Here is a 13,232-nt window from a genome sequence, read left to right on the forward strand (position 1 = left end):
AACGGTCTCCGGGACGGAGCCGTGCTGGATCACTGCTGGCGGCGTGTCCAGGATAGCGTATAGAATTATATACGCCCGACCGGAACCATCGGGCATGCCAGAGGACCTCACGGGAGAGACGGCGATAGTCACCGGATCGAGCAGCGGCATCGGCGCGGCGATCGCAAAGCGGTACGCGGCGGCCGGCGCGAACGTCGTGACGAACTCGCGGTCGTACGACCGTGCGAAGTCGACGGCCGACGAGATCGAGGCCGACGGCGGCACCGCCATCGCGGTCGAGGCGGACGTGACCGACCGCGACGAGATGGGCGACCTCATCGCGGCGGCCGTCGATGAGTTCGGCTCGGTCGACGTGATGGTCAACAACGCCGGGACGACGGTCATCGACTCGGCCATGGAGATGGACCCCGAGGACTGGCAGCAGGTCGTCGACATCAACCTCACCGGCGTGTTCTTCGGCGCGCAGGCCGCGGGCACCCAGATGATCGAGCAGGAGACGGGCGGCCAGATCATCAACGTCGGGAGCATCTTCGGCGAGGTTGGGGTCCAGGGGCGAGCCCCCTACAACGCGACGAAGGGGGGCGTGCACAACCTGACGCGGGCGCTGGCCGTCGAGCTGGCCGAACACGACATCGGCGTCAACGCCCTCGCGCCGGGGTTCATCAAGACCGCGATGGACGAACAGACCAGGGAGAGCGACGAGGCGGACGAAGATGCGCCCGACCGCTCCGACTGGCCGTACTACGGGTACGAGGACCAGCACATCCGCAACCGCGTGCCGCTGGACCGCTACGGGTCGGTCGAGGAGATGGCGAACTGCGCGCTGTTTCTCGCGGCGGGCGACCACTACATGACCGGCGAAGTGCTGACGGCAGACGGCGGCTGGCTGGCGTTCGGCTGGGGCAGCAAGGGAACCTGAGCGAGGTCACCACTGCGGTTTGCGGCGTTCCGTGACCTTCTTTCGGGCCGCATCGACGTTCTCGATTCGCTCGCGTGCGATCTCGTTGGCGATGGCGTAGGTTGGCCGTTCCTCGCGGTCGGCCCGCTCGCCGATGACGAGCATCCGGTCGTAGATCTCGTCGATCATCGCCCGTGACCTGGTGTGGTTGTACCCACCCTTCCGGAGCAGGTCGGTGTCGTCGATGGTGCGGCCGGAGTTGGCGAGGTAGTCCGGCGCGTAGAGGATGCCCTCCTCGTGGAGCAGGGTCCCGTGCTCGTCCTCGTCCTCGAGCTGGTTGTTCGCGGCGCCACAGACGACGTCACACTCCAGGCGCGGAATCGTGTCGTCGTTCAGGGCGCCCCCGAGCGCACAGGGGGCGAGCACGTCGCAGTCGACGTCGAATATCGCATCCGTCGAGACGGTGGTGGCGCCGAACTCGTCTTCGGCGCGGTCGGTCGCGGCCTCGTTCACGTCGGCGACCGTGAGCTGTGTCCCGCGCTCTGCGAGATACTGGACGAGGGCCATCCCCATCTCGCCGACGCCCTGGACGGCGACGTGGCAGTCCGAGAGGTCGCGGTCCTCGAATGCCAGGTCGCAACAGGCCTCCATCGCGCGAACGACGCCGAGGCCGCCGCCGTGGAACCCCTCGGGGTGGTCGAACTGCTCGGGGAGGCCCACGACGTAGTCCGTCTCCATGTTGATCCACCGGAGCTCGCGGTCGTCCGTGCCCACGTCGGCCCCGGTGATCCACCGGCCGCCGAAGGAGTCGACAATGCGCCCGTAGCTCCGGTAGAGCTCCTCGGTGCAGTGGTCCGGGTCGTCGACCCAGATGACCGCCTTCGCCCCGCCGAGGTTGATCCCCGAGATGGCGTACTTGTAGGTCATCGACCGCGAGAGTCGCAGCACGTCGCGAACGGCCTCCTCCTCCGACGCGAAGGCGTAGCGACGCGAGCCCCCGGTGGCTGGACCGAGCGTGGTGTCGTGGATGCCGACGAACCCTTTCAGTCCGACCGCGTCGTCCCGGAACGCCTTGAACTCGTTGTGGCCGTACTCGGCCAGCTGGTCTTGTAAATTGACCATAGCAGGCTTGCGGTGGGTGTTGGCTTATTTCTTTGCACCCCGCCGGGTGACGGGAACCGGTCGGGTCAGCGGTTCCAGGGGGCGTACTCCCGGTCGATGATCCGTCGTTCGCGATCGATCGAGTCGATGCGAGCGAGGTCGGCCTCGTCCAGGTCGAGGTTCGCCGCGGCGAGGTTGTCACGGAGGTGGTCGAGACTGGACGCCTTCGGAATGACCGCGACGTTGTCCTTCGATAAGAGCCACGCGAGACTCACCCGGGCCGGGGAGACACCGTGTCGGTCGGCGACCTCGCGAACCTCGGGCACGTCGAACACCGCGCCCTGTGCGAGCGGGCAGAACGCGACGAGCCAGTGGTCGTGTGCCTGGGCGTCCGCGAGGAGGTCCGCCTGCTGGAGCAGCGGATGCATCTCGACCTGGTTGGCGAACAGCGGCGGGTCGAGCACCTCGCGGGCGCGTTCCAGTGGTCTGGTTCGAAGTTACACACGCCGGCGTGGCGGATGGTCCCGGCGTCGTAGAGCTCGTTGAACGCCCCCAGCGTCGTCTCCGGGTCGTAGAGGTCGGCCGGCCAGTGGACGTACAGCAGGTCGAGGTAGTCGGTCCCGAGCCGGTCGAGACTCCCCCGGACGCCCTCGATGACGTCCTCGCGTTCCGGCCCCGGCTTCACCTCGTGGACTGTCTTCGTGGCGAGAAAAATGTCCTCGCGCGGGACGTCGGCGCGTCGGATCCCCTCGCCGACGTACGTCTCGTTCCCGTACACTTCCGCGGTGTCGATGTGTCGGTAGCCGGCCTCGATTGCCTGGGACACGTTCTCCACCCACTGCTCCCGGTTCTCGTCTGAGTACGTGCCGAGCCCGATCCGCTGGAAATCTGGGGCCATACTCCGGCTATTCCCGCCACCCTTATCAGCGTACTGACGGGACGGCGTGCACGCGTCGCCCCGGTTCCGTAATGTATATCGCCGCCCCGTCACTGGTCCCAGCAATGAGTAAAGCGTCGACGACGGGGCTGTTTCTCCTGCTGGGACTCATCTGGGGTGGCTCGTTCGTCGCCATCGAGGTCGGACTGACGGACTTCCCGCCGCTGCTCTTCGCGGCCTTCCGGTTCTACGTCGCGGGCGCCGTCATGCTCGGCTACGCGTTCGTCTCGACCGACCACTGGCGGCCCCACGGCGACGACGAGTGGCTCGTCGTCGGCATCGCCGGCAGCCTGCTGATCGCCGGGACGCACGCGTTCCTGTACCTCGGCGTACCGTACATCTCCGGGGCCGTCGCGGCCATCATCATCAGTTCCAGCCCGGTGCTGACCGCCGTCTTCGCCAGCGCCATCCTCGGGGATCGACTCACCGCCGTCGGCCTGGTCGGGTTCGCGTGTGGCCTCGTGGGCATCGGGCTGGTCAGCCAGCCCGACCCGTCGAACCTGCTCTCGGCGAACGTCGTCGGTGTCGGCCTGGTGTTCGTGGCTGCCACCTTCTGGGCACTCGGCGCCGTGCTCACCCGGCCGTTCCGGACCGCCATTCCGGTACAGAGTCTGCAGGCCTGGGCGATGCTGACCGGTGCACCGCTGTTGCACGTGACCGCGGTCGCACGTGGCGAATCGCTCGCTGCGGTCACCTGGACGCCGGTCGTCACGGGGTCGCTCGCGTATCTGGGGCTGATCGCCGGCGCGGTCGCGTTTCTCATCTACTTCGAGCTGCTCGACCGCGTCGGCGCCGCCGAGATCAACCTCATCGGCTACCTCGAACCGGTGGCAGCGACGGGGCTCAGCTACCTGCTCCTCGACCGGGTGATCGGCCTGCCGGTCGTCGCGGGGTTCGTCGCCATCTTCGTCGGCTTCGTCCTGATAAAGCGCACTGCGATACGGGAGTCGGTCGTCTCGGCCACCAGTCTGTAGCCCGGGCCGGCGTATGTCCGCGAGTGTGCGTGACGTCTCCCGACCGAATCGACGCGTGCGGTGCGACGAGCGGCGAACTCGCTCAGTCCGTTCGCGCCAGAGCGTCCCGTGCTGTCAAATCGACAGTGTAGGGTGTTGCGCCGTGGGACGGCACGCGTCCCGTCCTCGTCGCGGGACTGGAGACGGGAGTCCCGGGCGGGAGACCACACAGGGTGACCGTTCTCAGTCCCAGGGAATTGCGTTCCGCACGCGAGCTGGGGACAGTAAGTCCACATTATCCGTCGGCGAGTGATAGAAACCGACCGGAAAGACACTCCCCCGTCAGCGAACGACCGCCGCGTCCACCGACCCGAACCGGTCGACCTCGGCACGGACGCGGTCGCCGGGACGGACGACGTGTGCGCCGGGCGTCCCGGTGCTGATGACGTCACCGGGTTCGAGCGTCATCACGCGCGAGTGGAAGGCGACCAGTTCGCGCGGCGGGACGTGCATGTTCGCGACGACGTTCCGGGCGCGGGGCTCGTCGTTCACGACGGTCCGGACCTCGACGTCAGAGAGGTCCGTCCCCCGGTCCGGGACCGCGATGTGCGGGCCGAGGACGAGGAAGGTATCGAAGCTCTTCGCCCTGGTGAGGAAGCGAGGGTTCCGGCGGAGCACGTCCTCGGCGGTCACGTCGATGACCGGGAGGTACCCGGCGATCACCTGGTCGGCCGACGCCGCCTCGACGTCCCGGCAGGTCCGGCCGATGACGACACCCACTCGGCCTCCGCGGTCACGCGGTCGGAGATGTCGGCCGGTGGCAGTCTGATCGGTCCGCCCGGGCCAGTCGCGGCTGTCGCCGGCTTGAAGAAACTCGCGGGCTCCGACGGGGCGTCCTCGTCGAGGTCGGCGGCGTGGTCGGCGTAGTTGAGGCCGATGCCGAACAGCTTCCCCGGGTCGGCGAGCGGCGCCCCGAAGGAAAGGTGTGCCGCCGGAACGCGCCGGGCGGGCGCCGTCTCCGGGTCGGGGAGCGTGTCCGGCGCCGTCGGGAGGACGTCCCGGATCGACTCGGCGTCGGGAACGGCCGCCTCGAGCGGGACGTACCCCCGGTCGTCGCCGAGCATGGGGGTACCGTCGGCGGTGCGTGCGAGGTAGCGCATCACTCCGCCTCCCGGTCGAGCCAGAAGTCAAAGGAGCGCCCCGGCGCGAAGGCGTCGATGCCCACCGCACGGGTCTCGCCCGTGTTCTCGACGCGGTGGGGCTCGTTCGCGTCGAGCCACACCGAGTCGTATGCGTCGAGCGTCACGGCGTCGTCGTCGGTGACCACCGTGAGCTCGCCGGCGAGGCAGAGACACACCTGCTCGTTCTCGTGGTCGTGCATCGGCGAGGAGTGCCCGGGTGGCTTCTCGAACCACTCGAAGGAGAACGACTCGCTCCCGGCCATCGCCACGCGGCGCCACCCGGCATCCGGCTCGTAGGTCTCGGCGTCGTCGAACGGGACTGGTTCCATACCTTCTGACTCCGTGCGTGCTGTAATCAAGATTGGTGTTGGTGCCACTGCGAGTTGTGTGACCGTCGGCGTGTGCCGAGGCGTCCGTGGCGACCCACGCGCTCCCGGCCGAGGGACGCCGAACGCGCCGGGGGCTGTTCGAGCCCGTCGCTCGTTACTGGACCGCCGGCAGGACCTCGTCGCCGAGCCGCTCGATACACTCCCGGACCTCGTCGGCTTCGAGCCCCGGCACGTACGGACGCAACAGCACGTGCACGTCGTCACCCAGTTCCTCCTGGAAGCGACCGACCTCACGGGCGACCTCGGACGGCGTCCCCACGATCGCCTGCTCCTCCATGTGCTGTTTCCGTTCGGCCGAGAGCTCCTCGATGGGTTCGTTCGCGGAGTACTCGTCGTACTTGCGCTGCATGTAAAAGAGGGGCTCGCGGAACCGGTCCCAGGCCGCCTCGGCGGAGTCGTCGACGAAGCAGTACCGCTGGACGTACGTGGTGAACTCGCCGTCGAGTTTCTCGGCCTCGCGGAGCCGCCGCTGGTAGCGGACGCGCTTCGTGATCTCCCCGAACGGGAGGGTCTCGGGCGCCGTCCACCCGTCGCCGAGCATCGCCGCGCGCCGGACGGCCGCTTTCGCGGTCCCGCCGAGGGTGATTCGGGGCGGGTCGACGGGCTTGGGCGTCACGTTCGCGTCAGCAGTGGCCGGGTGAAAGCGGGGGTCGAACCCGAGCGGGCCGTCGCTCCAGGCATTCCGGGCGACGCGGATCGCCTCCTCGGTCTTGAGGGCGCGGTCGCGCTTGTCGACCCCGAACTGCTCGAACTCCTCGTCCCGGTAGCCGTTGGTCAACCCGAGCGTCACCCGACCGTCCGAGAGGAGGCTCAGCGTCGCGGCGTCCTCGGCAACCCGCACGGAGTCGTGCAGCGGCGCGAGCAACATCGACGTCCCGAGCGAGATGTCCTCGGTCGCCCCAGCGAACGCACCGAGCGTCGGGAGGAGACTCGACATGTACCCCTCCGGCGTGAAGTGGTGGGCCGAGACCCACGCGCTCTCGAGACCGACCTCGTCCGCCGTCGTGACGAGGTCGAGCATGTCGTCGTACACCGCCGTCAGCGGGCGGTCGTCGTCCGGGTGCTGGAGCCCATTGAACAGGCAAACGCCGATATCCATAGCCGACACCACCGTAGCCATCGGCTTATACTTGGGGTATCGGTGGATGGCGGTGTTTAGTTAAGAGATTAAGCTCGTGAACAGCCAGAAAGGGGCGGCTGTCATCGGGCGCGAAGCGCCCGATTGCCCGCGAGACCTTCGGTCTCGCCCTGGCTGAACTCGGGGGTGGTTCGAAAGACGCGTCGCGTCTTTCGGCGACGTCGTCCGCCGTCGTTCAGCCAGCCGCCCCTTTCAGCCCCACCCGTAGCCGGATGGTCAGCCGGCCTGGGTGGGGCTTTCCGGCTCTCTGGAACGAGTGCTGCTAAAGTAAACACTAGCAGCTGGAGAGCGCCGCCGACCGGCGACCTGGCGCATCTCGTCGCCCGGTCTCGTCACACGTTACCGAAAGGGGAACCGATATAATGCCGGCATCTGTTGGACGAGTTACGAATGAGCGCAATCGACGTCCTCGTGCTCCGTCAGGAGACCCACGGACTGCCAGTGAGCGACTACGCGGCGGACCTCAGGGAGCGACTGCCCGACGCGACTGTCGAGGTCGCTCGGACGCCCAAAGAGGAACGGGACATGGTCCCGGAGGCGCGAGTCATCACGTCCGTCGAGTTCGACACCGAGTTGCTCGAGCGCGCGGGGAACCTCGAGCTGTTCGCCGGTGTCGCGGCCGGCTACGAGCATCTCCCGCTCGACGCGCTGGCGGCGAACGGGGTCGCCGTGACCAACGCCTCCGGCATCCACGCACCCAACATCGCCGAACAGGTCATCGGCTACGTCCTCCAGCACACCCGCAACCTCGACGTCGGACGCCACCGCCAGGAACGGCGGGAGTGGCGCCACTTCCAGTCGGACGAGCTGATGGGGAGCACGGTCACTATCGTCGGCCTGGGTGCCATCGGCGAGGCCATCGCCGAGCGCGTCCAGGCGTTCGGCGTGGACACCATCGGCGTCCGCTACACCCCCGAGAAGGGCGGGCCGACCGACGAGGTCGTCGGCTTCGACGACGACGAGTTCCACGCGGCGCTCGCCGAGACCGACCACCTCCTGATCGCCTCGCCGCTGACCGAGACGACCAGAGGGCTCGTCGACGAGGAGGCGTTCAAGACGCTGCCACCCCACGCGTACCTGGTCAACGTCGGCCGCGGCCCCATCGTCGACACCGACGCGCTCGTCTCGGCGATCCGTTCGAACTCCATCGCGGGGGCCGGCCTCGACGTCACCGACCCCGAACCGCTCCCGGCCGACCACCCGCTCTGGTCCTTCGAGAACGTCACCATCACCCCCCACAACGCCGGGCACAGCCCGAAACACTGGACTCGCCTCGCCGACATCGTCGCCGGCAACGTCGAACGACTCGACGCCGGCGCGGCTGCCGAGGAACTCGAGAACCTGGTTCAGGCGCCGGAGTAACGCGTCCCGGTCGCGGAGGCCGGCGGTGTGCCGGTCCGTTCGGTCCAGTGGCGCTTGCCCAACAAGTACATATTTATCGCTCGAAGTCGGGTTTCCAGTATGGTCGATCAGGTACAACTCCCAGGCCAGGGTACGGTACGTAATTACGCCGGCGGCCAGTGGCACGAGGTCGAGGGCGAGGCGGATCAGGCTGTCACGAACCCCGCGACGGGCGAGACGCTGGCGACGGTCACGTTCAGCGACGAGGCGACCGTCGACGAGGTCGTCGGGACCGCACGCGAAGCGTTCGAGTCGTGGAGCGAGCGCCCCGTCGAGGACCGGATCCAGCCGCTCTTTCGATTCAAACAGCTCCTCGAGGAGAACCAGGACGAGCTCGCCGAGCTGCTGGTGAGCGAACACGGAAAGACGCGCGCGGAGGCGCTCGGAGAGATACGCCGGGGCATCGAGAACGTCGAGGTCGCCTGTGGCATCCCCTCGATGATGCAGTCCGGGACCCTGCTCAACGCAGCGCCCGACATCGACGAGAGCGCCGTCCGCAAGCCGCTGGGCGTGTTCACGGCCATCACCCCGTTCAACTTCCCGGCGATGATCCCGCTGTGGTTCATGCCCTACGCCGTCGCGACCGGCAACTCGTTCGTGCTCAAGCCCAGCGAGCGGGACCCGCTGACTGCACAGCGCATGTTCGAACTCGTCGACGAGGCGGGCTTCCCGGACGGCGTCGTGAACCTGGTCAACGGCGGGAAAGACACCGTCAACGCGTTGCTCGAGCACCCGGACGTCGCCGGCGTCTCGTTCGTCGGCAGCACCCCGGTCGCCGAGTACGTCTACGAGACGGCTGCCGCGAACGGGAAGCGCGTGCAGGCCCAGGGCGGGGCGAAGAACCACATCATCGTCAGCGAGAATGCCGACCTCGAGTTCGCGGCCGAGAAGACAGTGGGCTCGTCCTTCGCGAACGCCGGCCAGCGGTGCCTGGCGAACCCGGTCGCGGTCGTCGAAGACGCCGTCTACGACGAGTTCGCGGACCTCGTCGTCGAACGCGCTGACGCGATGCGCGTGGGCAACGGCCTGGACGACGACACCGACATGGGCCCGCTCGTCTCACCGGCGGCCAAGGACCGCGTCGTCAACTACATCCAGACCGGCGTCGAGGAGGGCGCGACGCTCCTGCTCGACGGGCGGGAGACCGACGGTGACGGGCGTCAGGAGACGTTCCTCGAACCGACCGTCTTCGGCGACGTCACGTCCGACATGACGATCGCCCGGGAGGAGATCTTCGGGCCGGTCCTCGCGCTCGTCCGGGTGTCCGACTTCGACGAGGCAATCGCGACCCACAACCAGAGCCCCTTTGGCAACGCCGCCAGCCTGTTCACCAACGACGGCGGCGAGGCGCGTCGCTTCCGCCACGAGTCCACGGCCGGCAACCTGGGTGTCAACGTCGGGACGGCGGCGCCGATGGCGTTCTTCCACTTCGGGGGTCGGAAAGACTCGTTCTTCGGCGACCTGCACGCGCAGGGCGAGGACATGATCCACTTCTACACCGACAAGACGATCTACATCGAGCGCTGGCCCGACGCCTGACCGGTCGCCACACCGCGGTGTCCGCAAGTACTAAGCGCTCCTCCGCGTTGTGTGTTCGTATGTCACACTCGAGTCCTGCCGATGGCACTCGCGTCGTCGTCTCGCCCGGAAAGACGGTCCTCGGCGTCGGCGCGGTTGAGGAAACCGGAGCGTACGCGGACCTCTATGGCACGAAGGCACTGGTCGTCGCCAGTGAGGTCATCTTCGACATCCACGGGGAGCGCGTCGTCGAGATTCTCGAGGACGCGGGCGTCGAAACCGCCACGTTCACGGGTTCGCCCGGACCCGACGGTCGAGAACGTCACAGCGGCCTACGAGGTGTGGGAGGAGGAGTCCTGCGACGTCATCGTCACCCTCGGCGGGGGGGTCATCCATCGACACGGGCAAGTCGGTCGGCATCCTCGCGACGAACGACGGCGGCATCCGACAGTACGGTGTCGACGAGGCTGGCTACGAGGGCGTTCCAGAGCCGATCCCGCCGCTCATCGCCGTCAACACGACGGCGGGGACGGGCAGCGAGACCACCCGGACGGCCGTGCTGACCGACGAGTCCACGTCGACGAAGTTCATCATCGTCTCCCAGAACATCGTCCCCGACGTGGCCATCGAGGACCCGGAACTCACCGTCTCGCTCCCGAAGAGCCACACCGCGTTCACCGGCATCGACGCGCTGACCCACGCTATCGAGGCGTTCGGGTCGGTCAAGTCCTACAGCGTCACCGACGAGTTCGCCCGCGACGCGATGCGTCGGATCACGGACTCGCTCGTCCCGGCGTGGGCGAACGGCGAGGACATCGAGGCTCGCACCGAGATGATGATCGGCCAGTTCAAGGCCGGCAAGGCGTTCGGGAACTCCTCGGTCGCCCTGGTCCACGGGATGGCCCGCCCGCTCGGCGCGCAACTGCACCTCCCACACGGCCTCGCGAACGGGCTCATCCTCCCGTACGTCGTCGAGTTCTCACAGATGACGAAGCCCGCGAAGTACGCCGAGGTGGCGCGGATTCTCGATGCCGCCGACGCGCACGAACCCGACCGGGTCGCCGCGCGGAAGGCCGCCGACGGCATCGAGGCACTGTGCGAGGACATCTCGCTGACGGACTACCTCGACGACTTCGGCGAGGTGCCGTCGCGCGAGGAGTATCTCGAACTGGTGCCGGAGATGACCCAGGACGCCTTCGACTCGGGGTCGCCGGACAACAACCCGCGGAAACCGACCCACGACGAACTGGAAGCCCTGTTCGTGCGAGTGTACGACGACGCCCTCGCACCGGACAGCAGGCGCCGGTCCTGACGCCCCGAACCCCGGACGCTGACCGTCGAGGGTGCGTCTGCGTACCTCGCCGCGAGCGGTCGCTGGCCATCGAGGGGCGACCGACCCACGCGATAGTTTTAATGAACCGTGCCAAGTCGGATGTCGTATGGAGTACACCACTCTCGGCCGGAGCGACCTCGAAGTGAGTCGCATCGCGCTCGGCCTCTGGAACATCAGCGGCGGGTCGGACTGGGACAGGACGGACCGCGACCAGGCGATCGAGACCATCCACACGGCCGTCGACGAGGGGATCACCTTCCTCGACACGGCGGAGGTCTACGGCGACGGCTACTCCGAAGAGGTCCTCGGAGAGGCGCTCGAATCGCTCGACAGGGACGACGTCGTCGTCGCGACGAAGGTCTACCAGAACCACCTCTCCTACGAGGACGTGAAGGCCTCCTGTGAGGCGAGCCTCGACCGCCTCGGCACCGACTACGTCGACGTCTTCTACGTCCACTACCAGGACCCGGAGACGCCGTTCGAGGAGACGGCGCGCGCGTTCCGCGAACTGCAAGACGAGGGGAAGATCCGCTACCCGGCCGTCTCCAACACGGGCGTGAACGACCTCGAGACGACCGTCTCCGAACTCGACGTGGTGGCGAACCAGCTCCCCCTCAACCTGCTGTGGCGAGCCATCGAGTACGAAGTCGCCGACGCCTGCCGGGACGCCGGCGTGGACATCGTCGCCTACAGCCCGCTCGGGATGGGGCTGCTCACCGGGAAGTACTCCTCCATCGACGAGTACCCGGAGGGGCGGATGCGAACACGGCACTTCTCGAGCGACCGACCGGAGGCGAGACACGGCGAGTCGGGCGTCGAGGACCTGGTGTTCGACACCGTCCGGCGGGTCGAGTCAATCTGTGAGGAGTACGACCGCGACATCGTGCAGGTCGCGCTGGCCTGGCCGCTCCACCAGGACGGCGTCGCCTGCGCCATCGCCGGCGCGAGCAGCCCCGAACACGTCAGGGACAACGCGAGGGCCGTCGACGTCGATCTCTCGGACGACATCCTCGCCGACTTAGACGAGGCGACGGCCGAACTGAAGGAGGCGTTGGGCACGAATCCGGATCCCTGGGGCCACCGGTACAACTGACGCCGTCCGGAGACGAGCGTGACTCGCATGTGCTGATGGCTGACCGGTGAGCGCCCGTCGGCCAGTCGAGCGGGAAACGCCGCCTTCCCAGGGAAAACTGTTAACACGAACCCCTCAGAAGTCCGATTGTATCACATGACACAGCCACCAACCGTCACACTACCGAGCGGCGACGAGCTCCCCATGGTCGGCGTGGGGACCTGGGACATCGGCGGCGACACCGTAAAGGGGTCCGTCCGCGCCGGGCTGGACGCCGGGTACGGGCACGTCGACACGGCAGAGGGGTACAAGAACGAGGCGGAGATCGGCGACGTCCTCGAGGATTACGACCGCGAGGACGTCTTTCTCACCTCGAAGGTCCTGCCCAAGCACCTCGGATACGAGTCGGTCATCGAGGCCTGCGAGGCCTCGCTGGACAAGCTCGGCACGGACTATCTCGACCTGTATCTCATCCACTGGCCCAACCCGGCCATCTCCCTGCGCGAGACCATGTCGGCGATGGCGACGCTGCACGACCGCGGCTGGGTCCGTAACGTCGGCGTCTCGAACTTCTCGGCCTACCAGCTGAGCTGTGCCCAGCACGTCTCCGACGTCCCCGTCGCTGTCAACCAGATCGAGTTCCACCCGCTGTTCCAGCGGCCGGACCTCGTCGACTACTGCCGCGAGACCGACACCGTGATCGAGGCCGCCGCCCCGCTGGGTCGGACCGAGGTCTTCGACCACCCCGTCGTACAGGATCTCGCCGAGAAGTACGACAAGTCCGCGCCCCAGATCGTCCTGAAGTGGGAGATCGAGCGGGACATCGTCGTGTTACCGAAGTCCTCGACGCCCGACCACGTCCGGTCGAACCTCGAACTGTTCGACTGGGAGATGGACGACGGCGACCTCGAACGCCTCGACGACGCCGACGAGGACGAGCCCGTCTACGACTTCCCCGCACGCGACTGGAGCCCCTACACCTACGGCATCTCCGAGTAGTCCACTCCCCGGTCCACTCGTCGCTCAGTGCGGAGGTGGGGTCCCCGACCGCCGCACGGCCAGAGCGACTGTGACCCTCGGCACGCTTTAGTCACGGCACGCAGAAGGGAGGAGTGCTCATGACCGACGTACCTTCGGACCTCATCGAGCGAGTGGCAGCACACACCGTCGCGAGAGACATGGAGAGCGAGGAGTGGGAGAAGGGCATCGCGATGCTCGGCCTCCTCGCGACGGAAGACCAGCGGTTCGTCGACGAGGCACAGTCGCTGGCTGACCGCTCTATCGAGACCCAGACGAGCGCGGGCCAGTACT

The 13,232-nt window shown here is 67.5% G+C and carries 11 protein-coding genes and 2 pseudogenes; 7 read left to right on the top strand and 6 right to left on the bottom strand.

Annotated elements, in window-relative coordinates; translation table 11 throughout:
* Positions 1-94: 94 nt before the first annotated feature.
* On the top strand, positions 95-919 hold the full coding sequence (locus P1N55_RS10590; RefSeq protein ID WP_276275588.1) for an SDR family NAD(P)-dependent oxidoreductase: 825 nt from the start codon (positions 95-97) through the stop codon (positions 917-919).
* A 6-nt stretch (positions 920-925) separates the two neighbouring features.
* On the opposite strand, the gene P1N55_RS10595 is transcribed toward P1N55_RS10590, so the two are convergent.
* Both P1N55_RS10595 and P1N55_RS10600 read right to left on the bottom strand, forming a co-directional pair.
* Positions 926-2,020: a Leu/Phe/Val dehydrogenase gene (locus P1N55_RS10595; RefSeq protein ID WP_276275589.1), complete on the bottom strand. Its 1,095-nt coding sequence runs from the start codon at positions 2,018-2,020 to the stop codon at positions 926-928.
* 65 nt (positions 2,021-2,085) lie between these two features.
* Positions 2,086-2,897 (bottom strand): annotated as a pseudogene (locus P1N55_RS10600) (aldo/keto reductase).
* A gap of 104 nt (positions 2,898-3,001) precedes the next feature.
* Here P1N55_RS10600 and P1N55_RS10605 point away from each other — a divergent pair.
* Positions 3,002-3,910: a DMT family transporter gene (locus tag P1N55_RS10605; protein ID WP_276275590.1), complete on the top strand. Its 909-nt coding sequence runs from the start codon at positions 3,002-3,004 to the stop codon at positions 3,908-3,910.
* A gap of 321 nt (positions 3,911-4,231) precedes the next feature.
* On the opposite strand, the pseudogene P1N55_RS19750 reads toward P1N55_RS10605, so the two are convergent.
* From P1N55_RS19750 to P1N55_RS10625, 3 genes and pseudogenes are all read right to left on the bottom strand, one after another.
* Positions 4,232-5,049: pseudogene (locus P1N55_RS19750) on the bottom strand (fumarylacetoacetate hydrolase family protein).
* Positions 5,049-5,399, bottom strand: a complete 351-nt coding sequence (locus P1N55_RS10620) for a cupin domain-containing protein (protein ID WP_276275593.1) — start codon at positions 5,397-5,399, stop codon at positions 5,049-5,051. Before P1N55_RS10620 ends, P1N55_RS19750 begins: the two are co-directional and overlap by 1 nt.
* A 154-nt stretch (positions 5,400-5,553) precedes the next feature.
* Positions 5,554-6,558, bottom strand: a complete 1,005-nt coding sequence (locus tag P1N55_RS10625; protein WP_276275594.1) for an LLM class flavin-dependent oxidoreductase — start codon at positions 6,556-6,558, stop codon at positions 5,554-5,556.
* 429 nt (positions 6,559-6,987) lie between these two features.
* Here P1N55_RS10625 and P1N55_RS10630 point away from each other — a divergent pair, with 429 nt between their 5' ends.
* A complete protein-coding gene (locus P1N55_RS10630) occupies positions 6,988-7,959 on the top strand; it encodes a D-2-hydroxyacid dehydrogenase (protein ID WP_276275595.1) in 972 nt (323 codons plus the stop codon).
* 99 nt (positions 7,960-8,058) lie between these two features.
* Positions 8,059-9,537 carry a CoA-acylating methylmalonate-semialdehyde dehydrogenase gene (locus P1N55_RS10635; protein ID WP_276275596.1) on the top strand — a complete coding sequence of 493 codons (1,479 nt, stop codon included), beginning with the start codon at positions 8,059-8,061 and terminating at the stop codon, positions 9,535-9,537.
* A gap of 62 nt (positions 9,538-9,599) precedes the next feature.
* On the opposite strand, the gene P1N55_RS10640 is transcribed toward P1N55_RS10635, so the two are convergent.
* Positions 9,600-9,842 carry a hypothetical protein gene (locus P1N55_RS10640; RefSeq protein ID WP_276275597.1) on the bottom strand — a complete coding sequence of 81 codons (243 nt, stop codon included), beginning with the start codon at positions 9,840-9,842 and terminating at the stop codon, positions 9,600-9,602.
* Positions 9,843-9,958: 116 nt separating this feature from the next.
* On the opposite strand from P1N55_RS10640, the gene P1N55_RS10645 reads away from it, so the two are divergent.
* From P1N55_RS10645 to P1N55_RS10655, 3 genes are all read left to right on the top strand, one after another.
* Complete coding sequence (locus P1N55_RS10645; protein ID WP_276278710.1) at positions 9,959-10,828, top strand: iron-containing alcohol dehydrogenase; 870 nt, start codon at positions 9,959-9,961, stop codon at positions 10,826-10,828.
* 127 nt (positions 10,829-10,955) lie between these two features.
* The gene (locus P1N55_RS10650; RefSeq protein ID WP_276275598.1) at positions 10,956-11,942 is read left to right on the top strand and encodes an aldo/keto reductase; all 987 of its coding nucleotides are present in this window, start codon (positions 10,956-10,958) and stop codon (positions 11,940-11,942) included.
* A 135-nt stretch (positions 11,943-12,077) separates the two neighbouring features.
* Entirely contained in the window at positions 12,078-12,920 is an 843-nt protein-coding gene (locus P1N55_RS10655) for an aldo/keto reductase (RefSeq protein WP_276275599.1), read from the top strand.
* Positions 12,921-13,232: the final 312 nt, after the last annotated feature.

The sequence above is a fragment of the Haloarcula regularis genome (assembly GCF_029338315.1).
In the GTDB taxonomy this organism is placed as follows: Archaea; Halobacteriota; Halobacteria; order Halobacteriales; family Haloarculaceae; genus Haloarcula; species Haloarcula regularis.